This is a genomic window from Halomonas sp. MMH1-48 (assembly GCF_022348105.1).
In the GTDB taxonomy this organism is placed as follows: domain Bacteria; phylum Pseudomonadota; class Gammaproteobacteria; order Pseudomonadales; family Halomonadaceae; genus Vreelandella; species Vreelandella piezotolerans.
In genome coordinates, this window is sequence record NZ_JAKRFL010000023.1 from 20,380 (window position 1) to 45,087 (window position 24,708).

Annotated in this window: 19 protein-coding genes; 12 read left to right on the forward strand and 7 right to left on the reverse strand. The window is 56.5% G+C overall.

What is annotated here, in order from left to right; all coding sequences use genetic code 11:
- Window positions 1–78: 78 nt before the first annotated feature.
- From MHM37_RS15420 to MHM37_RS15430, 3 genes are all read left to right on the forward strand, one after another.
- Window positions 79–1,203 (forward strand): 4-oxalomesaconate tautomerase, encoded by a 1,125-nt coding sequence (locus MHM37_RS15420; RefSeq protein WP_139528161.1) that lies wholly within the window; start codon window positions 79–81, stop codon window positions 1,201–1,203.
- A 52-nt stretch (window positions 1,204–1,255) separates the two neighbouring features.
- The gene (locus MHM37_RS15425; RefSeq protein WP_239297233.1) at window positions 1,256–2,362 is read left to right on the forward strand and encodes a tricarboxylate transporter; all 1,107 of its coding nucleotides are present in this window, start codon (window positions 1,256–1,258) and stop codon (window positions 2,360–2,362) included.
- Window positions 2,363–2,439: 77 nt separating this feature from the next.
- Window positions 2,440–4,383, forward strand: a complete 1,944-nt coding sequence (locus MHM37_RS15430) for a tripartite tricarboxylate transporter permease (RefSeq protein WP_239297230.1) — start codon at window positions 2,440–2,442, stop codon at window positions 4,381–4,383.
- A gap of 83 nt (window positions 4,384–4,466) precedes the next feature.
- Here the strand turns inward: MHM37_RS15430 and MHM37_RS15435 are convergent, their stop codons facing one another.
- Window positions 4,467–4,853, reverse strand: coding sequence for a RidA family protein (locus tag MHM37_RS15435; protein ID WP_153843838.1), 387 nt, complete (start codon window positions 4,851–4,853; stop codon window positions 4,467–4,469).
- Between the two features lie 182 nt (window positions 4,854–5,035).
- Here MHM37_RS15435 and MHM37_RS15440 point away from each other — a divergent pair, with 182 nt between their 5' ends.
- On the forward strand, window positions 5,036–5,596 hold the full coding sequence (locus MHM37_RS15440; RefSeq protein ID WP_139528158.1) for a hypothetical protein: 561 nt from the start codon (window positions 5,036–5,038) through the stop codon (window positions 5,594–5,596).
- A gap of 113 nt (window positions 5,597–5,709) precedes the next feature.
- Entirely contained in the window at window positions 5,710–6,237 is a 528-nt protein-coding gene (locus MHM37_RS15445) for a cytochrome b (RefSeq protein ID WP_153843837.1), read from the forward strand.
- A gap of 78 nt (window positions 6,238–6,315) precedes the next feature.
- On the opposite strand, the gene MHM37_RS15450 is transcribed toward MHM37_RS15445, so the two are convergent.
- The 3 genes from MHM37_RS15450 to MHM37_RS15460 form a co-directional block, all read right to left on the reverse strand.
- Window positions 6,316–7,494 carry a VWA domain-containing protein gene (locus MHM37_RS15450; RefSeq protein ID WP_239297229.1) on the reverse strand — a complete coding sequence of 393 codons (1,179 nt, stop codon included), beginning with the start codon at window positions 7,492–7,494 and terminating at the stop codon, window positions 6,316–6,318.
- A gap of 3 nt (window positions 7,495–7,497) precedes the next feature.
- Window positions 7,498–8,352: a MoxR family ATPase gene (locus tag MHM37_RS15455; RefSeq protein ID WP_139528155.1), complete on the reverse strand. Its 855-nt coding sequence runs from the start codon at window positions 8,350–8,352 to the stop codon at window positions 7,498–7,500.
- Between the two features lie 90 nt (window positions 8,353–8,442).
- Window positions 8,443–10,416 (reverse strand): sigma-54-dependent Fis family transcriptional regulator, encoded by a 1,974-nt coding sequence (locus MHM37_RS15460; protein ID WP_239297228.1) that lies wholly within the window; start codon window positions 10,414–10,416, stop codon window positions 8,443–8,445.
- Between the two features lie 287 nt (window positions 10,417–10,703).
- On the opposite strand from MHM37_RS15460, the gene MHM37_RS15465 reads away from it, so the two are divergent.
- Together MHM37_RS15465 and MHM37_RS15470 are read left to right on the forward strand one after the other, a co-directional pair.
- A complete protein-coding gene (locus MHM37_RS15465; RefSeq protein WP_239297227.1) occupies window positions 10,704–12,518 on the forward strand; it encodes an NAD(P)/FAD-dependent oxidoreductase in 1,815 nt (604 codons plus the stop codon).
- Between the two features lie 15 nt (window positions 12,519–12,533).
- A complete protein-coding gene (locus tag MHM37_RS15470) occupies window positions 12,534–13,610 on the forward strand; it encodes a 2,3-butanediol dehydrogenase (protein WP_275437549.1) in 1,077 nt (358 codons plus the stop codon).
- A gap of 74 nt (window positions 13,611–13,684) precedes the next feature.
- Here the strand turns inward: MHM37_RS15470 and MHM37_RS15475 are convergent, their stop codons facing one another.
- The gene (locus tag MHM37_RS15475) at window positions 13,685–14,449 is read right to left on the reverse strand and encodes an SDR family oxidoreductase (RefSeq protein ID WP_239297226.1); all 765 of its coding nucleotides are present in this window, start codon (window positions 14,447–14,449) and stop codon (window positions 13,685–13,687) included.
- A gap of 177 nt (window positions 14,450–14,626) precedes the next feature.
- Between MHM37_RS15475 and MHM37_RS15480 the strand changes: the two genes are divergently transcribed.
- From MHM37_RS15480 to MHM37_RS15500, 5 genes are all read left to right on the forward strand, one after another.
- Entirely contained in the window at window positions 14,627–16,360 is a 1,734-nt protein-coding gene (locus MHM37_RS15480) for a GAF domain-containing protein (RefSeq protein WP_239297225.1), read from the forward strand.
- Entirely contained in the window at window positions 16,347–19,529 is a 3,183-nt protein-coding gene (locus MHM37_RS17200; RefSeq protein ID WP_239297224.1) for a response regulator, read from the forward strand. The genes MHM37_RS15480 and MHM37_RS17200 overlap by 14 nt, the downstream gene beginning before the upstream one ends.
- Complete coding sequence (locus MHM37_RS15490) at window positions 19,526–19,918, forward strand: response regulator (RefSeq protein WP_239297223.1); 393 nt, start codon at window positions 19,526–19,528, stop codon at window positions 19,916–19,918. The genes MHM37_RS17200 and MHM37_RS15490 overlap by 4 nt, the downstream gene beginning before the upstream one ends.
- On the forward strand, window positions 19,905–21,569 hold the full coding sequence (locus tag MHM37_RS15495) for a diguanylate cyclase (RefSeq protein WP_239297222.1): 1,665 nt from the start codon (window positions 19,905–19,907) through the stop codon (window positions 21,567–21,569). Before MHM37_RS15490 ends, MHM37_RS15495 begins: the two co-directional genes overlap by 14 nt.
- 496 nt (window positions 21,570–22,065) lie before the next feature.
- Window positions 22,066–22,674 (forward strand): OmpW family outer membrane protein, encoded by a 609-nt coding sequence (locus MHM37_RS15500; protein ID WP_174788518.1) that lies wholly within the window; start codon window positions 22,066–22,068, stop codon window positions 22,672–22,674.
- Window positions 22,675–22,743: 69 nt separating this feature from the next.
- Here the strand turns inward: MHM37_RS15500 and pepQ are convergent, their stop codons facing one another.
- Together pepQ and MHM37_RS15510 are read right to left on the reverse strand one after the other, a co-directional pair.
- Complete coding sequence (gene pepQ, locus MHM37_RS15505) at window positions 22,744–24,042, reverse strand: Xaa-Pro dipeptidase (RefSeq protein WP_239297221.1); 1,299 nt, start codon at window positions 24,040–24,042, stop codon at window positions 22,744–22,746.
- 12 nt (window positions 24,043–24,054) lie between these two features.
- The gene (locus MHM37_RS15510; RefSeq protein ID WP_239297218.1) at window positions 24,055–24,582 is read right to left on the reverse strand and encodes a LysR substrate-binding domain-containing protein; all 528 of its coding nucleotides are present in this window, start codon (window positions 24,580–24,582) and stop codon (window positions 24,055–24,057) included.
- Window positions 24,583–24,708 lie beyond the last annotated feature (126 nt).

Here is a 24,708-nt window from a genome sequence, read left to right on the forward strand (position 1 = left end):
CTATATTTGCATTTGAGACATTAAATATTGGCTGACATGCTCCGTTCATACAGTCATCGCGAACTATGGCGGAGCGATATGAACAGCATTCCTTGTGTCATTATGCGGGGCGGCACCTCACGAGGTCCCTTTATTCGCATGAAAGACCTGCCCAGTGATCAGGCCCAGCAGGCCGATATTCTGCTTAGCTTGATGGGCTCCGGCCATGCGCTACAGATCGATGGGATTGGGGGCGGTGACCCGCTCACCAGCAAAGTCGCCATTGTGGAGCGCTCATCGCACCCGGATGCCGACGTCGACTATCTATTTGCTCAAGTAGACGTAGTCAACAAGCGTGTCGACTTCAACCCGAACTGCGGCAACATGCTCTCTGCGGTGGGGCCTTATGCTATCGAAACCGGGCTGGTGGAACCCCAGGACGGTACCACCGTGGTGAGGGTGCATAACCTGAACACTCAGCGGCTGATCGAGTGCCATGTGCCCACTCCGGGCAAGCAGGTGCAGTACGAAGGCAGCGTAACTATCAGCGGCGTTCCTGGCAGTGCGGCGGGTATCCAGCTCAGCTTTTTAGACATCATGGGCAGTAAAACGGGCCAGCTTTTGCCCACCGGTAACGCCTGCGATGAGATCGATGGGGTGGAGGTGAGCTGTATTGATGCGGCGACCCCCATTATGCTGCTGCGCGCTGAGTCGGTGGGATTGACCGGCTACGAGTCACCTGGGGAGCTGGACAATAATGCTGCTTTATTAAGTCGCTTAGAGCACTTGCGCCGTGAAGCAGGGCGTCGGATGGGCATGGGGGATGTGAGCCAGAGCGTACTGCCCAAGGTGGTGCTGATTTCAGCGGCACAAGCAGCCTCGCATACGCTGAACGTGCGCTACTTCGTACCGCACCGCTGTCATAAGGCGATTGCCGTGACAGGGGCGATGGCGGTGGTGGCCGCGATTAACGTGCCCGGCTCGGTGGCCCATCATATGGCTCTGGGCACTGAGAAGCTTTCCGCTGGGCAACTGCTCTCACACATAATATTGGAGCATCCTTCTGGTGCTATTGAGTTAACGGCAGAGTATCGCCAGCAGAATGCGTTTGACCTAGCGCGGGTGTCACTCATTCGAACGGCTCGCAAAATTATGAGCGGGCAAATTTTTTACGCAACCCCTCCCCAGGAAGTGGGGCATTACGCCACCGAAACCATTGATTGAATAACCTGACCTTTATAATGAACCGACAATAATCAATAACAGGAGTATCGCCATGACCACCCTGAAAAACACTCCGCTAAAGACATTCAAGAAAGCGCTACTGGTCGTTGCTTGTTCCACGCTTGGCGCTATCAGTGTGAGTGCTCAAGCGGACAATGTGAACGTGCCTGACACCATCCACTGGACCATTCCCTTTGGTGTAGGCGGAGGAACCGACGTATGGGCGCGTTTTTTCACCACCTGGATGAGCGACCATATTCAAGGCAACCCGACACTGGTGATTGATAACGTGCCCGGCGGCGGCTCTATCAATGGTAGCAACTTGTTCGCGATGCGGGCCGATTCGGATGGCAGCCAATGGATAGGCACCTCGGCGTCCACCCAGTATCCGGCCATGCTGCAAGATCGCCGTGTGCGCTATGACTACGACGACTGGACGCCGATTCTGGCCACACCCACCGGTGGCGTAGTGTATGCCCAGCCTAACCTCGGTGATACCGCCGAGGATGTGCTCCAGGCCGTAACCGAGCAGCGCGTCAAATTTGCCGTGCAGAGCCATACCGGATTGGAGCTGCCCGTCTTGATTGCGCTGGACTTGTTAGGGGTCGACGTGCAGGCCGTGTCGGGCATGCGCAGCCGTGGCGAAGGGCGGCTAGCGTTCGAGCGCGGTGAAGCCGATATCGATTTTCAAACCACCTCGGCGTATTTCAGTAGCGTAGCGCCGCTGGTCGAGAGCGGAAGAGCGGTTCCGCTGTTTTCCCTTGGGGTGCTCGACGACAGTGGCCAGGTCGTTCGTGATCCAGCCTTCCCTGATTTGCCGACCTTCAACGAGGTGTATGAAAACCTGCATGGGGAAGCCCCAAACGGCCCTGCCGCCGAGGCGTATCGCAAGTTCTTCGCTTCAGGATTCACGCTGCAAAAGCTGATTCTACTGCCCAAGGACGCCCCTGAGGCGCTCATCCAAGAGTATCGCGACGCGGCGCGCCGCTTCGTGGACACCGAAACGTTCAAAGAAGCCGCCATGGCTCAGCTAGGCCCCTATACGCCGGTGGTCGGCGAGGTCGTCGAGCAGCACTTGCAAGATGCCATGTCGCTGGATGACGACACGCGCCAGTGGCTCGTCGAGTGGCTGCTCGAACAGCACGGTGCCCGGATTTAACACGCTGGTTCATCAAAGGCACTGTCGAGGCAGTGCCTTTCGGCTCCTTCACACTCAATAACACAAGAGCCACGACAATGTTCGATGTCTTATTCTCCAGTTTGGGACAGTTGTTTACTGTTCCCCATATGCTGTACATGGTGGTGGGTGTCCTGATTGGGTTAATCGTGGGCATCATTCCCGGGCTTGGTGGCATTGCCGGAATGTCGCTGCTATTGCCGTTTCTCTATGGCATGGAGCCGTCTGTGGCTCTTGGTATGCTCATGGGCCTGGTGGCGGTCATTCCCACGGGCGACACCTTTGCCTCTGTACTGCTTGGCATACCAGGCTCTAGCGCGTCGCAGGCCACCGTGGTGGACGGCTTTGCCCTGGCTAAAAAAGGGCAGGCGGCGCGGGCGCTCTCCAGCGCGTTTCTTTCGTCGATGATGGGTGGCCTGCTGGGCGCGGTGGTGTTGACGGCCTTTATCCTGATTGCTCGGCCGGTCGTGCTGTCGTTCTCCTCCTCTGAGCTGTTCATGCTGACGCTGCTGGGGCTCTCGATGGTCGCGGTGCTGTCTGGCAAGGATGTCTTCAAGGGCATTGCGGCCTGCGGAGTGGGGTTGCTGGTGGGCACCATCGGCATGGCCCCCGCCACGGGGGAGTTCCGCTTGCCGTTCGAGATCGACTACCTCTACGACGGTCTGCCGCTCGTCGTCGTGGGGTTGGGTATTTTCGCACTGCCCGAAATCATCGATCTGTTGGTGAAGCGCGGCGCGATTGCCGAGCAGCCGTGCCAGCTGGGCAAGGGGTGGAAAGAGGGCGTCAGGGACGTCGCCAAACGCCCTGGACTCGTCGCTCGCTGTGCGGGTATTGGCAGTTTGATGGGCACGATTCCCGGCTTGGCGGGCTCGGTGGTCGATTGGCTCACCTACGGCCACGCGGTGCAGAGCGCCAAGGATAAAACACAGTTCGGTAAAGGCGATATTCGCGGTGTGATTGCGCCGGAATCGGCGAATAACGCCTGTGCCTGTGGAGCGATGGTGCCCACTCTGCTGTTTGGTATTCCCGGTTCGGGGACGGCGGCGGTGTTCCTGGGCGGCTTGCTGCTACTCGGTCTGCAGCCCGGTGTGAGCATGCTGGAAACCAATTTGGACCTGACGTACACCATCATCTGGTCGTTGGCCCTGGCGAACATCCTCGGCGCTGCGCTCTGCTTGGGACTGGCGCGTCCGGTGGCCAGCCTGACACGGATACCGTTCGTGATTTTAGCGCCCTTGATCACTATCTTGATTCTCTTTGCAGCGTATCAAGCCACGCGCTCGCTGGGGGACCTGTTCGCACTTGGTGTCATCGGTGCGTTTGGCGTGCTGTTCAAGCAGGCCAACTGGTCACGCCCGGCCTTCCTGATTGGCTTCGTGCTTGCGCCCGGTGCCGAAGCGTACTTTTATCAGGCTGCCCAGTTCCAGGGGGCTGACGCCTTCATGCGGCCCGGTGTGTTGATCATCGGTGCGCTGATTGCCGCCTCGTTGGTGATTCCCCCATTACGCAGCTACCTGCATGCCCAGCGTCAACGAAAGGCGACCACACCGCATACGCCTCTAGAATCAGCAGAGCCCCTGTCGCTGGGCGCCATCGACGTGGTGCTGCTGGCTAGTCTACTAGCCGGTGCCGCCTACATGTGGTGGACGTTCGCTGATCTTTCCATTCTGGGAGGCATTATGCCCCGACTCGCGATCGCCATCATCGTGGCGGCCTGTGTGTTGGAGGTCGTGAGAACGGTCATTAAGCCGATGAAGTGGCAAACTCAAACGCTGAGCCAACAGCTGCTTTGGGTCGCGGGTTTCTTTGCGTTGATTGGGGGCGTGATGGTGCTCGGTTTTCTATTTGCTGCAGCGATCTTTTGTCTTGGGTTCTTATTGGTCGTCGCGCGTATGAAGCCAGTGGCTGCTCTTGGGTTAGCCGCAGGCGTAACGCTCTTCTTGATGGGAATGGCGCATATGCTGACGCTTAACTATCCAACGGGCATGCTGGCGGGCCTGTAACACCACCCTTGAGAAGTAGACGCACAAAAAGCCATTCAATTGGCTTTTTGTGCGTTGGAAACATGAAAATGTGGTGCTGAATATTAGTTGGGGCGTTTGGCCATCAACGTGATTTCTACCAAACTGCCACCGCAGATATGCGGGGATTCGGTGCAGGTCCGCGCTGGATAGCGACCAGGTTCGAAAAAATCCGCATAGATGCTGTCAAACGCGCTAATTTGCTTAAGATCCGCTAAGTGCACGTCAGCGCGCACTACATCAGCAAGGCTGCCACCCTCTTGTTCGAGCATGCGGGCGAGTTCACGCAGAACTAGGCGAGCCTCCTCTTTGATATTGCCCCGCGCCGCCTCTCCGTTAGAAAGATCGGCCACCGTGAGGCCAGAAATAAACATGTAGTGGTCGTCAACTACCATGTGGCTGCCAGGAAAATCCGGCTTTGGCAGGGTCGGGTCGTTGATGAACTGGGTCATATGCTCTCCTTGGCAATAAAAAACGCCTTGCCTTCAATGCGACTCCCCTAGATCAAGAGGGTTCCATCGACAACAGGCTGGTGTCTCCTCGTGCTTTGCTCTACGCTGGCGGGCTTTCATAACCCGTCAGCGCTTGTCGCTACGAAACATGGCGGGGTGAACGAACGTAACGAGAGAGCGTCATGAAGGTAGTCCATGTAAGTCAGAGTGAGCCGCGCGATGCGTGTTTGGCCAAGCTATGCGCCGAGGTGTATGGCCAGCAGGCAGGCTTGACGCCGTTGGTGATCTTTACCGGCACCAAAAATGTACTGTTTGCCCAAGAAGGCGCGCGGTTGTTGGCAGGGGTTGATGGCGAAGGACACCCTTTAGCGCTGGCGCTATTGGTGCTGGATGAGGCGGGCGAGGGCATGACCGTGACTCACGCCTGCGAGTTTGCAAAAGGTGCAAAAGCTCGTTTGCTGAGCGAGCTCAGTCTGAAGGCTCCGCTGCGCATCGATACGCAGGATGAAAAAGCTAAAACGTTCTTTCAACAGTGCGGCTTCAAACGCTGGTTAGAAGCGGAAAATGGTCAGCATATCGGGCTGTCGACTCGCCATCCTGCTAACAGCATTGAGACGCTATCGCCTACGTTAGCCCTGGATGAGGCGCTGATTATGCGCCGCTTCAAACACGATCCCGTGGCGTTCGCCCAAGCCAAAGAGGCTTTTTTAGCTGGGTTGAATCGCGTTCCCGTGTCGCTCTAAGGCAACGTCGTGTTCCTTTTTTTGCAACCAATTTCCATGCTGTTGTCATGATCTGGTGAGCTGTGCTGGGTAAGATAGTGCCATGGTTCAACGTTTGTTAAGAGGAACAATAGATGGCGCTAGCAGTGATGGACAGCTCTTCGCGTTACGGGTTGGTGAGTCGGGCATTGCACTGGGGAATGGCGCTGCTGTTCGTGTGGCAGTTTAGCAGTGCCGTTGCCAGGGTATGGCTGGAAGATACGGCGATTGAGGGCTTTCTGTGGGGGGCCCATAGCCAAGTGGGTGTCGTGTTGATGGCGCTCGTTGTGATTCGCGCTGTTTGGGCAGTGATGAATGCGTCACGGCGTCCGCCCGCGGTGAGCGTAATGGCGAAGCTTGGACACGTGGCGCTTTATGGATTGATGATCGTGGTGCCAGCGATTGCGCTTATTCGCCAGTACGGCTCGGGTCGTGCGCTGGATGTATTCGGGCTGTCTCTCATGTCGGGCGGCGGTGAGCGCATCGAATGGATGACTAATTTAGGCGGTTTGTTACACGGCGAGCTGGGGTGGGCGCTATTCGCCCTGGTGGTAGGCCATGTAGTGATGGCGGTTTTGCACCGCAAACTGACCAACCACAGCATCATGACGCGTATGGCTTAGCCATTCAGGCATTGCAATATGCGCAACGGCGCACCCATTGGGTGCGCCGTTTTCGTTGCTGCTCTAGGCAGTGCGAGGCTATTTGGCGAGCTCGCGCATGGCAGTTTCCAGCCCTTCCAGCGTCATCGGATACATACGGTCGTCGATGAGCTCGCGAATGAGCGTGGTCGAGTAGGTGTATTCCCAAGCGCGGGGAGGCATTGGGTTAAGCCAGGCTAAACGGGGAAATTTCTCGGTCAAGCGTTTGAGCCACACGCCGCCGGCTTCGTCATTGAAATGTTCGACGCTACCGCCAGGATGGGTGACCTCATAAGGCGACATGGCCGCATCACCGACGATGACGACTTGATAGTCCGCGCCGTAGGTATGCAGCACGTCCATGGTCGGAATGCGCTCGTTGCCCCGACGCAGATTGTTGCGCCATACGCCTTCATACAGGCAGTTATGGAAATAGTAGTGCTCCAGGTGCTTGAACTCCGAGCGGGCCGCCGAAAAGAGCTCTTCACAAACGCGAATGTGATCGTCCATCGAGCCGCCGACGTCCAGAAACAGCAGCACCTTGACCGCATTGTGGCGTTCTGGGCGCATCTGAATGTTGAGTAGCCCGGCATCACGGGCGGTTTCGCGAATGGTGCCGCCGACGTCGAACTCGTCCCGCGCGCCTTGGCGGGCGAACTTTCTCAGTCGCCGAAGCGCCATTTTGATGTTACGGGTGCCCAACTCCAGCGAGTCGTCGTAGTCCCGAAAGCGCCGTTCGTCCCACACCTTGGTGGCGCGGCGGTGGCGGGAGCCGTCTTGCCCGATGCGAATGCCTTCCGGGTTGTAGCCGTATGCGCCAAATGGGCTGGTGCCGCCGGTACCAATCCATTTATTGCCGCCTGCGTGGCGCTCTTTCTGCTCTTCCAGACGTTTTTTGAACGTCTCGATGAGCTCTTCGAGCCCGCCTAGCGATTCGATCTTGGTCTTCTCTTCGTCGGTGAGCTGTTTCTCGAATTCGCGGCGCAGCCACTCCTCGGGGATCAGCGCTTCGATGGCGGCGTCCATGTCTTCGATGCCTTTAAACCAGACGGCAAAGGCACGATCGAAACGGTCGAAGTGGCGCTCATCTTTGACCATGACCGTGCGCGCTACCTGGTAAAACGCCTCCATATCGGCAAATACCACGCCGCGCTCGACCACGGCGTTAAGGTCCAACAGCTCCCGCAGCGAAACGGGGACACCCGCGCGTTTGAGGGTTTCGAACAAGCCTATGAACATGGCTTAGCGCCCGCTGCTCTTTTGGCGACGCATCATGAACGCCAAGCGTTCCAACAGGTGGGTATCCTGCTCGTTTTTGACCAGCGCACCAGCCATGGGCGGCAGTGCCTTGGCGGGGTCACGATGGTAGAGCGCTTCCTGGGCTAGCTCGTCGGCCATCAGCAGTTTGAGCCAATCGACCAGCTCCGAGGTGGAGGGCTTCTTCTTGAGGCCAGGTGCGCTGCGCAGGTCAAAGAAGACTTCCAGCGCCTCGCTGACCAGTTTCGGGGCAATGTCAGGAAAGTGAACATCGACGATGGCCTGCATGGTTTCGCGATCGGGGAACTCGATGTAGTGAAAAAAGCAGCGGCGCAAAAAGGCATCCGGCAGCTCTTTTTCGTTGTTGGAGGTGATGACGATGATGGGGCGCTTTTCGGCGCGGATGGTTTCGCCGGTTTCGTAAACGTGAAACTCCATGCGATCCAGCTCTTGGAGCAGGTCGTTGGGGAATTCGATGTCCGCTTTATCGATCTCATCGATCAGCAGCACCACCCGCTCATCGGCGCTAAAGGCTTCCCACAGTTTGCCGGGCTTGATGTAGTTAGCGACGTTCTCGACGCCCTCTACGCCCAATTGAGAATCGCGCAGGCGGCTCACTGCATCGTACTCGTAAAGCCCCTGAGCGGCTTTGGTGCTGGATTTGATGTGCCAAGTGATCAGTCGAGTGCCGAGGGCGTCTGCCAGCTCTTCGGCCAGAAGCGTCTTGCCGGTGCCGGGTTCGCCTTTGATGAGCAGCGGGCGCTCGAGCATCACGGCAGCATTCACCGCCTGCTTGAGCGCATGGGTTGCGATATACGAAGAGGTGGAGTCAAACGCCATAGTGGGCCTCGGCTTGTCGAAAGCGTGGTGAACATCAGATTCAAACAAGTGTACGTGAGGCTGGCTGCCCAGGCCAAGCGTCGTCCGCTGTCAGGCCTTGTTCGGCGGCACGATGCCCTGGCGCTGCATTTGCCGATATACCGTTGGCCGTGAAACCCCCAGCTCGCGGGCCACGGCGCTAATGTTCCATTGGTGTTGCTGCAGCTGAATGAGGAGTTTGCTATCGGCGGCCTCGTTTTCAGGCGCGGTGATGGCTGGCGAGTGGGTAATGCGCTGGCTGAGGCACTGTTCGGGCAGGTCGTGTACGGTGATTTCGTTGCTCTCGGCGGTGGCCAGGGCAAACGCTAGGGCGTTTTTCAACTGGCGTATATTGCCTGGCCAGGCGTAGGCGAGCAGGGCGCTGATAGCATCGGCCCGCAGCCGTGGCGCTGAGCTTGCGCCGCGCTCTTTGACCACATCGCTGAAAACTTGGCGAATCACATAGAGCTTGTCGGCGCGTTCACGCAGCGGTGGTAGGCGTAGTTGGGCGCCGTTCAAGCGGTAGTAGAGATCTTCCCGAAACTCCCCCCGCGCGATCATGGTATCGATATGGCGGTGGGTGGCGGTAATCACTCGGATGTCGATTTTTTCCGGTTTATTGGCGCCTAGTGGCATGACCTCACGCTCGGCAAGTACGCGCAGCAGGCGGGTTTGTAGCGCCAGTGGCATATCGCCGATCTCGTCTAGAAACAGCGTGCCGCCATGGGCCTGAGGGATCAGCCCGCGCATACCTTTTGCACGCCCGCCGGTAAACGCGCCGGGCTCGTAGCCGAATAGCTCGCTCTCGATCAGCGCTTCGGGAATCGCCGCACAGTTCACCGCGATGAACGGGCCTTTGGCGCGGTTGCCGCTATCGTGCAGTGCGCGGGCAACCACCTCTTTGCCGGTGCCGGTTTCGCCGCTGATCAACACGTTGACACTGGCCTCGTTGCGCAGCCGTTCAGCCAATTTTTGTAGCTTACGTATCGCGGGGTCGTCGGCGCCCAGTCGTTCTAGCGGCGTCGGCAGGGACGATGCGGGCTGGTCGCGGGATACGATCCGCGGCCTACGCGGCTCTAGCAGGCTAATAAAGTAGATGGCATTGCTGGCGCGGGCGCGAAATGCCCGCAACTGGTCGTTGGTCGCGCTGTTGATGCTGAGCACATCGGCAATCTCGCACTCGAAGAGCTCGCTAAGCATGGGGGCGTGTTGTGCAGACCACGGCGGCCAACGGCGTTGGTGTTCCTCCATCAGTTCACGGCCTACGGCGTTGGCGGCAATCACTTGGCCGTTCTCTTCTATCGCGATCAGCCCCCGCCCATTCACGTGCACGAACTCTCGCGAGGTATCCAGGCGCACCATCAAGCAGTCGCGGTAGCGCTGCAGGAAGTAGGCGTCTTCGATCATGCGGGCGTAGAGCGTGACCAGCGAGAGGCTGAAGTTCTGGCTCTCATGCTGGGCAGGCGACTGCAGCGCGGAGATATCCAGCACGGCCATGACGTTGCCGTGGGGGTCGGCGATAGGGGCAGCCGTGCAGGTCAGCGAAATATGCGTGGCGTCGAAGTGCTCCTGGCGGTGGCAAATGATCGCTTGCCGGTCGTGCAGGCAGGTGCCTACGGCGCAGGTACCCGCGAAGCGCTCGTCCCAGTCGGCTCCTAAATAGAGGCCCGCTTTGCGCAGCTGCTGGTCTTGGTTAGGGTTGCCGCGAAACTCCACGGTAATGCCGCGATGATCGGTGAGGAGCAGCACGTAGCCGAGCTGGGCGATTTGTCCATACAGCTGCTCGACCCCGGCGCGGGCGACGTGCAGCAGCTCATCGACGGATTCCCGGTGCTCGATCAAGGTTTGCTGGGGCACCACCCGGGCAGGGCGTGGTTGCGTAGGGTCGAGCCGGTATTCGTTCAGACAGCGCAGCCAAGAGCGGCGGATGGTGGCCTGCGCCGGTAGCTGCGGTGCGTCCACGCCTTCACCGAGCTGGAAGATGTGCTCGATATGCTGGCGCTGCACGGAGGCCAAGCGTGTCGGTGGTAGTGATGACGTCGGCATGGCGAATCCATACAGAATTATTGTTGTACCTCCAGACTATGCGCTTTGTCGTGCGTGTCAACGAGGCTGTGTTACGCCGTTAGTCGTGCGTTACACCTGTAACGTTAGCCGTACACGAGGTGTGACAAGTGTACAGGTGGTGCGTTGGTGGATAGCAATGCGAAAATTTTTTTTGTTTAAATTTTTCAATTGCTTATTGATTATTTTGCACATTTGGCACGGCGGGTGCTTAGGGTTGGGTGTCTTATCGACAGTTCAACAATAACAACGACCTTGGAGTACCCGCGATGACTCACACAGAGGTAAGAACCCCATCCCACGCCACCAGCACCGTCAACGCATGGCTACAGGAGTTTGATGAGGCGCTGCAGGCACGCGATAGTCAGCGCGTGCTGACGCTATTCAACGACGAGTGCTATTGGCGCGACTTTCTGGCGTTTACCTGGAACCTAAAAACGTGCGAAGGCAAGGAGGAAATCCAGGCCATGCTCGATGCCACGCTGGCCCGCACGCGGCCTTCTCAGTGGCAGCTCGATGGGGAGGCCAGCGAAAACGGCGATACCATCGAGGCGTGGTTCACGTTCAAAACGGCCATTGCCAGCGGCAAAGGCTTCCTGCGTTTGAAGAACGGCAAGTGTTGGACACTGCTCACTACCATGCAGGCGTTGAACGACTTCCCCGAACCGCGCAATCACCATCGCCCCAAAGGGGCCGAACATGGTGCCAACAAACAGCGTGAAACCTGGCTGGAAGCCCGTGAACGTGAGGAAGCCGAGCTTGGTTACACGCGCCAGCCCTACTGCGTGATCATTGGTGGTGGCCAGGGCGGTATTGGCTTGGGGGCGCGGCTGAAACAGATGGGCGTGCCCACGATCATCATCGAGCGCAACGAGCGCGCGGGGGACTCTTGGCGCAAGCGCTATAAATCTCTCTGCTTGCACGACCCGGTATGGTACGACCACCTGCCTTACATCCCCTTCCCAGAAAACTGGCCGGTGTTTGCCCCGAAAGACAAAGTGGGCGATTGGCTGGAAATGTACACGAAAGTGATGGAGCTCAATTATTGGAGTTCCACTGAGTGTCAGAATGCACGCTTCGATGACGCCGCAGGTGAGTGGATCGTGAACGTGAAGCGCAATGGCGAAGAGATCACGCTACGTCCGAAACAGCTGGTGATGGCTACCGGGATGTCGGGGATGCCCAACGTGCCCAAGTTTGCAGGCTCGGAGAGCTTCGAGGGCGAGCAGCAACACTCCAGCCAGCACCCAGGGCCAGATGCCTACGCCGGTAAAAAATGCGTGATCGTGGGCTCGAATAATTCGGCTCACGATATTGCTGCCGCGCTCTGGGAGCACGATGCCGATGTCACCATGCTTCAGCGCTCCTCGACCCATATCGTCAAGTCGGACTCATTGATGGAAGAAGTGCTGGGGCCGCTTTACTCGGAGGAGGCCGTCGCGGGCGGGTTGACCCACGAAAAAGCAGACCTACTGTTTGCCTCGATTCCTTACAAGGTGTTGCCCGATTTTCAACGTCCGGCGTTCGATGCCATTAAACGGCGGGATGCTGAATTTTACCAAAAGCTCGAAGACGCGGGCTTCATGCTCGACTTCGGTGACGATGAGTCTGGCCTGTTTTTGAAGTACCTGCGCCGTGGCTCGGGCTATTACATCGATGTGGGGGCCTGCGATCTGGTCGCCAATGGCGATATCAAGCTGCGCAGCGGTGTGGGTATCGAGCGGATCAATCCGCGCTCGATAACGCTCACCGACGGCAGCGAATTGGACGCTGATCTGATCGTCTACGCCACCGGCTATGGCTCGATGAATGGGTGGGCGGCTCGACTGATTTCTCAAGAGGTAGCGGACAAGGTGGGCAAATGTTGGGGATTAGGCTCTGACACCACCAAAGACCCCGGCCCGTGGGAAGGGGAGCTGCGCAATATGTGGAAGCCCACCCAACAAGAGGCGCTGTGGTTCCACGGTGGCAACCTGCACCAGTCCCGGCACTACTCTCACTATTTGGCGCTGCAGTTGAAGGCGCGTATGGAAGGACTAGATACCCCCGTCTATGGGCTGCAGCCGGTTCACCATGTGTCTTAACAGAAAGGGCAACCTATGAGCCAGTCAACGGATCAATCACAGATGCAGGCCGCGGTGTGGTATGCGGCGAAAGATTTGCGCGTCGAACAGGTGCCGGTGCCGACCATCGATGACCCCCATGCGGTGAAAGTGAAAGTCGCCGCCTGCGGTATTTGCGGCAGCGATTTACACGAGTATGCCGCCGGGCCGATTTTTATTCCGGTAGGCAAACCGCATCCGATCAGCGGCGAGCAGGCACCGATCATCATGGGCCATGAGTTTGCCGGCGAAGTGGTCGAGGTTGGTGAGAAAGTGACTCGGGTGAAGGTAGGCGACCGTGTGGCCATTGAGCCGATCCTCTCGCCTAATAAAGATGGCGCTTATCAGATGGAGCGCTACAACCTGACGCCGCTACTCGGCTTTCACGGCCTTTCCGGCGGTGGCGGCGGATTCTCTGAGTTCACCGTGATGGGTGAGCATATGGTGCACAAACTGCCGGATGACCTTAGCTTCGAGCAGGGGGCGCTGGTCGAGCCTGCGGCGGTCGCGCTGCATGCAGTACGCCAGAGCAGCCTCAAAGCCGGGGATAGTGCCGTGGTGTTTGGTGCTGGGCCGATTGGCTTAATGACCATCGAAGCCCTCAAAGCTGCGGGAGCAGCGCAGATCTATGCGGTGGAAGTCGCGCCTTCGCGTAAAGCCAAAGCCGAAGCGCTGGGCGCCATCGTCATCGACCCGCAGCAAGACGACGCGGTGGAAAAGCTGCAAGCATTGAGTAGTGGCGGGGTGGACGTGGCGTTCGAAGTGACCGGCATTCCCGCCGTGCTCAATCAAGCGCTGCACAGCACCCATGAGGGCGGTGAAGTGGTGGTGGTGAGTATTTGGGAGTCAGAGGCCAGCTTTCAGCCTAATGACTTGGTGATCAAAGAGCGCACTATGAAGGGCATCATTGCCTATCGCCATGTGTACCCAGCGGTGATGGCGCTGATGCAGCGGGGCTACTTCCGCGCCGAGGATATGGTCACTCAACGCATTCCGCTGGCGGATATCGTGGAGGAGGGCTTCGAGGCGCTGTTGAACGATAAGGCGCAAGTCAAAATCATCGTTACGCCTTAATCCAACGTGGAGTTGCCATGTAAAGGCCATCCTTCGATGGCCTTTTTTGATGCGGCACCTTTGCGCGCAGGCCGCTATTCGGCATAGATCATTTTGCGTGTCATGCCGCCGTCGACGACGAAATTCTGGCCGGTAATAAAACCAGACTCTTTAGAGAGCAGAAAGTGAGTGAGTGAAGCGATGTCTTCGGGGGTGCCCACGCGGCCGGCCGGGTGTTGTTCGCGATCGATATCCCGGTGCTCCACCGACTGCTGTCGGCTGGGTTTTTGCCAGTCGCCCACTTCGATCCAGCCGGGGCTGATAGCGTTGACGCGAATATCAGGCCCCAGGCTGACCGCCAGCGCATGCGTCAAGGCGACGATGCCGCCTTTGCTGGCGGCGTAGGCTTCAGTGTCCGGCTCGGATTGGATGGCGCGTGACGAAGCCATCAACACCATGCTGCCGCCGTGAGGACGTAAGTAGGCAGCGCCATGTTTGGCACACAAAAAGGCACCGGTGAGATTGGTGTCCAAGTAGGCCTGCCATGTCTCTAGCGAAAGCTGCTCCACCGGGCCATGAAAAGGGTCGGCAATGCCGGCGTTATGCACGATACCGTTTAGCTGCCCAAAGTGGTTGACACTTTTTTCGAGGCTGGCCATCACCTGGGCTTCATCGCTGACATCCGCTGTGAGAGTCAGCAGTTGCGACGGATGAGGCAGCCTTTGCGCAGCGGCGTCGAGGGCTTCGCCATCAATATCGGTAATGACGACACGGTGTCCCTTGGCCAAAAGGGTATGGGCAATGCCCAGACCGATGCCTTGGGCGCCACCGGTAACGTAGTAGGTGCAGGGTGAGGTCATGAGTGCGTTTCCAAAGTGGTTGAGTCGTAACCGGCTGCGAGTAGTGCAAATGTAAAATATCGATACAGCCAGCGACAGCACCCACATTAAGGCATACATTGACAGTAACTAAACGATCTTAGCGGCGCTATGCCCGATGGATAATATTGGCGGTTAGACACCTTTGAGGTTTCTGTCATGGTGGAGAGTGAACGAGCGCGGCTGCTGGCGTTACATAGTTTAGCCATTTTGGATACTCCGCCAGAGGAGCGCTTCGATCGGATCACCCGATTGGCTACTTCCATTTTTGACGTGGACATTGCGTTAGTGTCATTGGTCGATGAGGAGCGCCAGTGGTTCAAGTCACGTCAGGGCATTTCGCTGACGCAGACCTGCAGAAAGGAGTCTTTTTGCGCGCACGCCATTCAAGGAGAGAGCATCTTCGAGATAGAAGATGCCAGCCAAGATTCCCGCTTTGCTGACAATGTGCTGGTCACCGCCCGTCGCGGCATTCGCTTCTATGCAGGCGTGCCGCTGACCACTGCCAACGGCTTTCGAGTAGGCACCTTGTGTATCATCCACCCCGAGCCGCGCCGTTTGAGCCCTTCCCAGCGTCAGGTGTTGACCGACTTGGCGGCGTGCGTAGAAGATGAAATCAATCGAATTGGGCTGGAAAATGAGCTTACCAGGGTCAACGACGTTAAACGACAGTTGGCTGACGATGAATCTCGCCAGCGTTCACTGGTGGACGCATTGGCCGCACTTAACGATATCAGCACCTCTAATCATTTAGGTATCGATAGGCAATTTCAGGAAGCGTTGGCGTTGGGCTGTCGCTATCTCAATCTTCAAATTGGCATCATTAGCCGTATCCATAGAGGGGTATTCGAAGTCGTCGCCGTCACGGCGCCGAAGGATGTCACGCTGGCGGCCGGCCAGTGCTTGCCCTTGACCAATACCTACTGTGACATGACGCTAAAAACCAGCGGTCTATTGGCCGTTCACGATACGACCGAGAGCGATCTTAGGCATCATCCGTGTTACGACACCTTCGGCCTCAAAGCGTATATGGGATCGTCGATTCAACTGGGTGATCAGCTCTTTGGAACGGTGAGCTTCTCTTCCGCCGATCCTCGCCAGCACCGTTTTGCTGAAACCGACACACTCTTCATCAAGCTATTGAGCCGTTGGATTGGCTCGGCGTTAGATCGGCAGCGAGTCGATGCACTGAAGAGCGAGTTCGTTTCCACGGTGAGCCATGAACTTCGTACCCCACTCACGGCCATGGCCGGCGGGTTGAAGCTAGTGCTGGGCGGTGCTACTGGAGAGCTACCCGAGAGCACCCACAAGATGCTCTCCATGGCATTGAAAAACGGCGAGCGGCTGTCTCTGTTGATCAATGATCTTTTGGATATCGAAAAACTCTTGGCGGGGCAGCTCAATGTTATTTGCCAGCCCAGAGAACTAGGAGAACTGCTCAAGGCTGCGCTACTTGAAAACCAGCCTTATGCCGATCAGCATGGCGTTGCTTTACGGTTGGAAACGCTATCGAAAGACCGTTTTATTAACGTCGATGTATTGCGCTTTCAGCAGGTCATGGCCAACTTACTCTCTAATGCTGCAAAGTTCTCTCGGCTTAACAGTGACGTCGTTATATATTGTGACGAGTTTGATAAAGAGATACGCATCAACGTAAACGATAGCGGGTGCGGAATACCTGAGGCGTTTAGGGGACGGATTTTCCAAAAATTTTCGCAAGCAGATGCGAGTGATCGACGCGTTAAAGGAGGAACGGGTTTGGGGCTTTCAATTAGTAAGGCGATGACCGAACAAATGGGGGGCACTATCGGTTTTCAATCCACAGAGGGAGAAGGTAGTACGTTTTACATAACTTTCCCTTATGCGGAGGTGCCTACGCGTGTTCGGCACTGAACGAATCGGACGCTTCAATGGGGCTCCTTGGTATCTAGGTATTCTGTTTGCGTGTCTGCTCGTCGCTGGCGTGGCGGGCAATATGCTACAGCTTTCGGTACTGTTTAACGTTTTTTTCGTATTTGGCTCGGTGGCTGTCATGCTAGCCGTTGCTTGGCTGGGGACATGGCCAGCGGTACTGATTGGGGTCGCCTCAGGCGTTTATACTTATGTCTTTTGGGAAAATCCCGTCACCGTCATGGTGTTCATCCTAGAGGCGCTCGTGGTCTCTTGGCTTTACCACCATAAAGTCAAAAACTTGATCATTGCTGCACTGATCTTTTGGACGGCGATCGCCGCCCCGATCGACTTTCTATTATTGCCTTTGTGGTTAGGATGGAGCCAAGAGCTAACGCTGCTGGTGTATTTAAAACAAGCCATTAACGGTGTTTTCAACGCGGTCATCGCTAGCGCGATCATTATTGTTTGTGGGCTATCTCAACGGTCTTGGCTGCCGACGGCAGGGGCTTTATTAAGGCTCAAACATCTGCTGTTTTGTGCCCTATTGTCGGTCACATTGATGACGGGTATTCCGCTGATTCTGTACGAAGGCCATGCCATGCGTCAGGGGCAAGAAAACTTTGTCAACCAAACGCTCAATGCCATGGGCAACGAGCTGGTGGGGCGTTTGTCGGAACCCGGAGCCGATCAGCGTTTCGTTTACCATATTGGTCGAGTAAGGGCAGATAGCAACGTCAATATTGGACTACTCGATGCAGAGGGTGAGCTGCTGGCACAGGTAGGTCATCTCAACTCACTAACGCTGGCATCTGGAGATGAACTCATCGATCTAGACGAGCGCATGCGTATGTGGCTTCCAGGCAATTTGGATAACCCGGCCGTTCGCTTTTCTCAGGGGTTTTATACACTACAGTTACCTGCCCGCGGCGTAGGAGGTGTCGATCACGTATTGTTAGAGACGCCGGCACTGCCTACCGTGCGTGCCATGGAAGCTTATCGGACCGTTTTGTTTGCCATGTTAGCGGCAGTATTGATCTTTGGCATCGTGGCGGCTGAACTCTTGAGCCGTATGATTACTCAGCCGCTAACCCGTCTCGGCAAAAAAGGGCGGACGCTGAGCGATTCGATTGCCAAAGGCAAAACGCCCAAACTTCCCGACAGTCGCATCGTCGAGTTCCAGCAGCTTTCTAATTTATTGGGTGCGATGAGCGCGGAGCTCAGCGATGCGTTCAAACGCCTTCGCCATACGCAGAGCAATTTAGAGCGCGAGGTCGATCAACGCACCAGAGCACTCGCCAGTAGCAATGATTTGCTGAGCTCGGTGCTCGATGCTGCCGTGGATTTTGCCATTATCGCCATGGATACCCAGGGAGTGATCAAGCTGTTCAACAAAGGTGCTGAAGACCTTTTGGGATATCAGGCGAGCGAGGTCATCGGAGTGCAAACTCCCATGCTGTTTCACGATGCCGATGAAGTCGAACAGCGGCTCCTCGAACTGAGCCAGAGTGCAGGCCATACCTTGATGCCCTTGGAGGTGTTTACCCACCGGGCTGCCCTGGAAAAGCGCGATGTCAACGAGTGGACCTATCTGACCCGCGCGGGCGATCGTGTGCCCATCAAGCTGGTGGTGACCGCTATTAAAGATCAGCAAGGCACGATTACCGGTTACTTGGGCATTGCCGAAGATATTTCTGAATCGAAGCGCGTCGAGCAAATGAAAAACGAGTTTGTCTCGACCGTGAGTCATGAGCTGCGTACGCCGCTTACGTCCATTTCGGGAGCGCTGGGTATGGTCGCTGCCGGGGCGCTTGGCAGCGTGCCGGATACCGTCATGCGTATGGTCAACATCGCGCATAAAAATAGTCAGCGGCTCACCCACTTGATCAACGACCTGCTGGATATCGAAAAAATAGCCGCCGGTAAACTGGCGTTCGATATGCAGTGGCAGCCGCTGCAGCGTTTACTGGAAAGTGCCATCGAGGAGAATCGCCACTATCGCCATGAGCGGCAGGTTACGTTGACGCTGGATAATCCTCATCCGGATACACAGGTGCGTGTCGACGGTCAGCGGCTTCGTCAGGTCATGGCGAACCTGCTCTCCAATGCCGTGAAGTTTTCGCCGGAGGGAGGAGAAGTCCAAATCAGTGTCGATAAGCAAGACCATAGGATGATGGTGACCGTCAAAGACGATGGGCCGGGAATTCCCGACCACTTCAAAGGCCATATTTTTAGTAAGTTCGCACAAGTCGATGCCTCCGACTCGCGGGCGAAAGGGGGAACGGGGCTGGGTTTGGCGATTACGCGCGAGCTAATCGAGCACATGGAAGGTGAGATGGGCTTCGATTCAGAAGAGGGCAAGGGCAGCTGTTTCTGGTTCTCCCTGCCTCTTCATCCCTCGGATACTCTTAGTGATTCGCGGGGCGCTGACGCGGGCCGAGTGCTGGTGATCGAGGATGATCCTTCCGTCGTGCGTGTTCTTTTTGCAACATTGGCTCAAGCCGGTTTCGAAGTGGACTCTGCCTTGGACGGTGCCATGGCGCTAGAGAAACTGGCCAACCAACACTATGACGCCATCACCGTCGATATTGGACTACCCGACATGAGCGGTTTCGATGTGATTCATGCGCTGCGACAGCAGCGGGCGTCGAAGCATACCCCCGTCATGGTGGTGACGGGGAGCATGGAGCGAGGCGGTGTCGCTCTGGAAGGTCACTTAGAGGACATCGCTTGGTTGGCAAAACCCATTCAGACTGAACACCTGCTAGCACTACTCAGCGAGCAGATGCAGACTCATCAAGAGCGCCTGAGGCTGCTGCATATCGAGGATGACCCCGACCTCCATGCGGTCATACGCGCCATGCTGGATGAGCATGCAGTGTGTGATCACGCGGTGAGCGTGGCCATGGCACGTCGCCACTTAGCCTATCGACGCTACGATGCCATTATTTTGGATATTGGTCTGCCTGACGGCGAAGGTTGGGATTTACTAGAGCAGATTCGTGAAGAGCAGCCCCACGCGCGAATCATTATCCTATCTGGGCAGTCCATCAGTGAAGCAGATCAACATCGTGTCGAGACGGTGTTCTTGAAATCGCGTATTAGTCCGACAGAGTTGCTCGAGGCAATTCAACAACGAACCCAACTGGTCCAGATGGTGGATAACGAATGAGCAGCTTAGAGCGTATTTTGTATGTAGAAGATGATCCTGATATCCAAACGGTAGCGACACTTGCTCTCGAAGTCGTCGGTGGTTTTAACGTCAAAGTCTGTGCTTCAGGGGAGCAGGCATTGGAAGAAGCCGAAGCGTTCGCCCCAGACATGATTCTACTCGATGTCATGATGCCTGGTATGGATGGGCCATCGACTCTAGCGGCGTTGCGTCAACGCTCGAGTCTCGAGAAAGTGCCTATCGCGTTCATGACCGCCAAAGTACAACCCCACGAGGTGGATCAACTCATCGCACTCGGTGCCAAAAGCGTGATTGCCAAACCGTTCGATCCCATGACCCTGGCTAATCAAGTTCGCACTCTTTGGGAGCAGGCGTGTGGCAAATCATGATCAACAGTCGCTAGAGCACAAACTGGCACTGCTCAAACAAACCTATCAGCATAATCTGCAAGCCGAATTGGCATCGTTGTGCAGTGTGCTCACGCGTTTGCAGCAAACGTTACGTGCTCAGCTAATGGTCACCACCGAAGCCCCGTCCAGTGGCGACCCACAAGCCCCTCGGGATACGTTGACCGATGTTTACCATCGACTACACAAACTGGCAGGGTCGGCAGGGACGTTTGGTTTCGATGCGATCGGCAGCCAAGCACGGCTGTTGGAAAATGGCCTTAAGCGCTGGCTGGAGGAGAGCGATCAAGCCATCGATCTTCAGCTCGTCAACGTGGTGAGTAGCCAATTACAGTCGATGCAAATCGAGCTCGTGCCTAGTTTGCAGCAGGCGCCTAGCGTTGATGGGCCTCAAGAAATCAACGGCACATCCGCTAAGATTTGGCTGATCGAAGAAGATGACGAGCTCGGTAAGCATATCCGTGAACAGTTGATGAACTTCAGTTATGACGTCCGCCTTTTCGACTCTGTGCCAGAGGCGTGCCAAGCGATCGCCAATCAGTCTCCCGATATTTTGATCGTAGACGCCATGGCAGGCGTGGGACACCTTGCACCGTTGCAAGCGCTCTCTTGCCCCCTGCTTTTCATCAGCGACTGTGACTCCTTCGATGCACGTATGCGAGCGGCACAGTTAAATGCGCATGGCTATTTTTTGAAGCCACTGAACATACCGCAATTGGTGAACCGTCTGGAGCAGCTTCTTCAAGAGCGTCAATCGCCACCCGCTCGTATTCTCGTCGTGGACGACGACCAACAGCTGGCGGCTTATTACCAGCTCGTGCTAGAAGCCGCGGGGATGGAAGTGCGCATCCTCGACAATCCCCGCCATATCATCGATCAACTCGCCTCGTTTAGACCCGAACTCTTACTGATGGATGTGCACATGCCGGATTACGATGGCCCTGATTTAGCGTCAGTGGTTCGGCAGTATGACGAGTGGAGTAGTCTGCCCATCGTCTTCTTATCGGCAGAGATGGACTTAGGTAAGCAGGTAGATGCGCTCAGCCACGGAGCCGATGACTTCCTCACCAAGCCCATTCTCGCTGCGCAGCTGGTAGCCTCGATTCGTGTGCGCGTGGCCCGCTCACGCACACTGTCGGCGCTGCTCAATAAAGACAGTCTGACCGGGCTGCTCAAGCATGCCAGCATTAAAAGTGCCGCGATCAACGAGATATGTCGTGGCTTCCGACAACACTATTCGGTGGTGGTCGCCATGGTGGACATCGACCATTTCAAATCGGTGAATGATACCTATGGCCATGCCACAGGGGACGTCGTGATTGCGTCGGTGGCGACGCTGCTGCGTCAGCGCCTACGCCAAACCGATATGATTGGCCGGTATGGGGGCGAGGAGTTTTTAGTGGTGCTGCCACACTGCAGCGCAGAGGACGGTCGGAAGCGCTTGGAAGACATTCGCCAATACTTTTCTCGCCTGCGCTTTAACCAAGGGGAGCAGGAGTTTGCGTGCACGCTCTCGGCGGGTATGGTCTGTAGCACCGACGTATCAGAGGACAACAGAGACCGACTCTTGGTCTTAGCAGATGAGGCACTTTATCGAGCCAAGCGCGGCGGCCGCAATCAAGTAAGCCAGTAAGGCTAGTTGCTGGTGGCGGTTGAGTGATTCGTTATGAAGCAATGCAGCGAAAAATGCGCGCCGCTGGTGCGCTTTTTCATGGGGTAAAGAGATAGCGAACGCTTTCTTTACTCATTTATTTAGTAAGATTATGTTTTTTAATAGAAATTATTTTTTTGGCACGCAGCTCGCAACATAAAAGGTAACCCGCAAATGAATAGAGTCATTAAGGTCGCGATGCAACCGGCACTCAATGCTCTCCCTTCTTTGCAACGTTGCCGCGGCGCTGCCCGGCAATACACCGAGTGAGCTGGCGTGCTCCACCTGGGTCCCCTTCGGGGGACTTTTTTTATGCTCGTTTGTCAAGCGCGATAGTTAACAAAAGCTATCAGAGCCAGAAAACCTATAATAAAATTTCACATGAAATTTGGAAACGGTGTTCTTATACTATATATTGTATAGGTTAGCTGGCGTTGACCAGCATCAATCCCAAGCAAGATGCAAGAGGATGACCCTGATGAGCAAAATGAAATTGATCACCGCCGCTATCGTGTCTGCCAGTGCCGTCATGGCGAGCCAAGCCGTTATGGCCTACGAAGCAGGCGATGTGTTTGTTCGCGGCGGTGTTGCCCAAACGGATACGGGCTCAGGTAACGGCAATGTTGGCGGTGCGGACCTCAACGTACAAAGCGCACGTGGGTTCACTTATGGTGCGGGCTACCTGTTCAGCGACAAATTTGGCGTCGAACTCAACAGCTCTGAAAAATTCGAACATGACCTGAACACGACGCCGGGCGGCAGCGCAGGTAGCGTCGACCGTCTGCCGGTGAACCTGCTGGTCAACTACTACCCGATGGGTGGTTTGGACTCGAAAGTTCAGCCTTACGTAGGTCTTGGTTTGAACTACACGAGTTTTTCCAGCGAGCCATCTGGCTTGAGCATCGACGAGAGCTACGGCGCCATCGGCCAAGCGGGTGTGGATTTGGCAGTGACGGATAACGTCATGCTGAACGGCTATGTTAGCTACGCGGACGTAAGCGCCGACATCAATGCGGCTGGCGCCACCGTTGGCGAAGTCGATATCGAGCCAGTGACGATCGGCGGCGGTATTACTTACCGTTTCTAAACCAATCCGATACATATACGCCCGGCTTACACGCGTAAGCCGGGCGTTTTTTGTTGGGCGAGGGAGTGGCTATAACGTCAAGTTCTCAGATCCGCCTTCTGTCACTAGGATATTATCCTCGATGCGTATGCCTCCGCACACGGCGAGCCGGTCGACCAGCGTCCAGTCGATGGGGTGGGGCTTTTTACGCAGTGGTGCCAGCAACATGGGAATGAAATAGAGGCCTGGCTCGATGGTGATGACCATACCGGCTTGCAGCGTACGGGTGAGACGCAGGGCTGGATGGGTGTCAGGTGCTGGCGATGGGCTCCCGTCTGGCTGCCTCAATCCGGCCACATCGTGTACCTGAATCCCTAATGAGTGGCCCAGTCCATGCGGGCAAAAGGCGCGGGTAACACCGGTTTCCACGGCGCTCTCTGCGCTGCCCTGATACAGTCCGTGCGAGATCAATATGTCGGCTAGGCCTCGGTGCATCTGCTCATGTAGCGTTAGAAACTCGATGCCAGGAACGATGTGGGTGATGAGTTCATCTTTCAGACCGTGCATGGCGCTGATTAACCCGCCAAATTCGCTGGGTGCATCCGGGCCTGCATAGGTACGGGTAATGTCCGCACAGTAGCCGCGAAAACGACGGCCCGCATCGACTAGCAGGCTATAACGCCGTTTGGGGGCTGACAGGTCATAGCGCTGATAGTGTAAGACCCCGGCATGCTCATTTAGACCGATAATGTTTTGATAAGGCACGTCCGACTCTCGCTGTCGGCTGGCCCCTAAATAGGCAAGCTGCACATCCAGTTCGGCCGACGCACCGATAAAAGCAGCATTAGCCGCTTGGTGGCCCGCGATTGCTAGTCGATTGGCTTCGCGCAGGCAAGCCACTTCGTAGGCGGACTTGACCATGCGCAACTCGTCGAGTTCGCGTACCAAGCCTTCGGGATGAAGTGTGGCGACATTGGCGAGGGGTGTCGTGCTCGCGAGCTCCTTCAGATCGCCGATCACGGCAGCGTGTCCTGTGAGCGGCGGGGTGATTTTATCGCTACATAAATGTACGTCGAACTCCGCCACCCAGGGTTCTTCAGGCAGCTGAGTCGGTAAGTGCCAAAAATCGGCAGGCGCGTACAGATAAAGCTGGGGGCGCTGATGGGGCTGAATCACCAGCCAGCTGTGCTGAACATCAGCCATCCCCACCCAATGAATGAAATGGCCGTAGGACTGAAAGCTGGTGGCATGGTCATCAGCGAAGTGGTTGTTCGCATGACCGCTGTATATCGCCAAACTATCCAGGTTATGCGCCGCCATGCGCGCTTGATAAGCATGATTCAGTGCTTGGATGTGGTCGCGCTGCAGTTGATAGAGGGTTGCTGACATATAAACGTCCTTTCAAAGTCGGGGCGGTGAGAGCTGGCCCCACAAACTATCGAGTTCGGCATGGTGCTGGCTTTGGTGACGATACAACCGCAGCTCCATGGGTACGTCCCAGCGGCTGTCGCCCGCCCTGACCAAGGTGCCGTCAGCCAGCTCTGCGGCCACATTTCGCTCGGGTAGCCAACTCATGCCATACCCCAGCAGCACCAGTTCTTTGATACCCGCTGCATAGAGGTTTTCGCTCTGTGCCGTTAAGTACGTGCTTTGCGGCAATCGTGCCAAATGTGCTTTGACCGCCGAGCCGAGTAGCCCACGTTTGGGGTAGGCCAGCCAGGGCACTGGCTGCTGGCGAGCGCCAGGTAGTAGTGCACACGCCGCCCCGTCGTTTTTACGCCCGGTCACGGGAATTAGCCGTTCATGCCCAATGACTCGATAGGCGCAGGCGCTAGTGTCGATATCCAGATCGCAGCGTCCAACGGGCCAATAGCAAATCGCTAGATCGCACTCTGCCCGAGCCAGCGCCTGAAAGTAGTCGCTGGCCACCGATGCCTGTCAAGCTTGTTGGAACCTGGAATCAGGCGGCTTCTAATCGCTGATCGCGTTGAACCAGCGGGTCTTCCCGGTCCGGGTTCAGCCAGACCGTCCGGCGCGGTGTCCAGTTCCGAGTGG

Coding starts and splice junctions, on each gene's coding strand:
- MHM37_RS15420 (WP_139528161.1), top strand. CDS start 79: ATGAACAGCATTCCTTGTGTCATTATGCGGGGCGGCACCTCACGAGGT.
- MHM37_RS15425 (WP_239297233.1), top strand. CDS start 1,256: ATGACCACCCTGAAAAACACTCCGCTAAAGACATTCAAGAAAGCGCTA.
- MHM37_RS15430 (WP_239297230.1), top strand. CDS start 2,440: ATGTTCGATGTCTTATTCTCCAGTTTGGGACAGTTGTTTACTGTTCCC.
- MHM37_RS15435 (WP_153843838.1), bottom strand. CDS start 4,853: ATGACCCAGTTCATCAACGACCCGACCCTGCCAAAGCCGGATTTTCCT.
- MHM37_RS15440 (WP_139528158.1), top strand. CDS start 5,036: ATGAAGGTAGTCCATGTAAGTCAGAGTGAGCCGCGCGATGCGTGTTTG.
- MHM37_RS15445 (WP_153843837.1), top strand. CDS start 5,710: ATGGCGCTAGCAGTGATGGACAGCTCTTCGCGTTACGGGTTGGTGAGT.
- MHM37_RS15450 (WP_239297229.1), bottom strand. CDS start 7,494: ATGTTCATAGGCTTGTTCGAAACCCTCAAACGCGCGGGTGTCCCCGTT.
- MHM37_RS15455 (WP_139528155.1), bottom strand. CDS start 8,352: ATGGCGTTTGACTCCACCTCTTCGTATATCGCAACCCATGCGCTCAAG.
- MHM37_RS15460 (WP_239297228.1), bottom strand. CDS start 10,416: ATGCCGACGTCATCACTACCACCGACACGCTTGGCCTCCGTGCAGCGC.
- MHM37_RS15465 (WP_239297227.1), top strand. CDS start 10,704: ATGACTCACACAGAGGTAAGAACCCCATCCCACGCCACCAGCACCGTC.
- MHM37_RS15470 (WP_275437549.1), top strand. CDS start 12,534: ATGAGCCAGTCAACGGATCAATCACAGATGCAGGCCGCGGTGTGGTAT.
- MHM37_RS15475 (WP_239297226.1), bottom strand. CDS start 14,449: ATGACCTCACCCTGCACCTACTACGTTACCGGTGGCGCCCAAGGCATC.
- MHM37_RS15480 (WP_239297225.1), top strand. CDS start 14,627: ATGGTGGAGAGTGAACGAGCGCGGCTGCTGGCGTTACATAGTTTAGCC.
- MHM37_RS15490 (WP_239297223.1), top strand. CDS start 19,526: ATGAGCAGCTTAGAGCGTATTTTGTATGTAGAAGATGATCCTGATATC.
- MHM37_RS15500 (WP_174788518.1), top strand. CDS start 22,066: ATGAGCAAAATGAAATTGATCACCGCCGCTATCGTGTCTGCCAGTGCC.
- pepQ (WP_239297221.1), bottom strand. CDS start 24,042: ATGTCAGCAACCCTCTATCAACTGCAGCGCGACCACATCCAAGCACTG.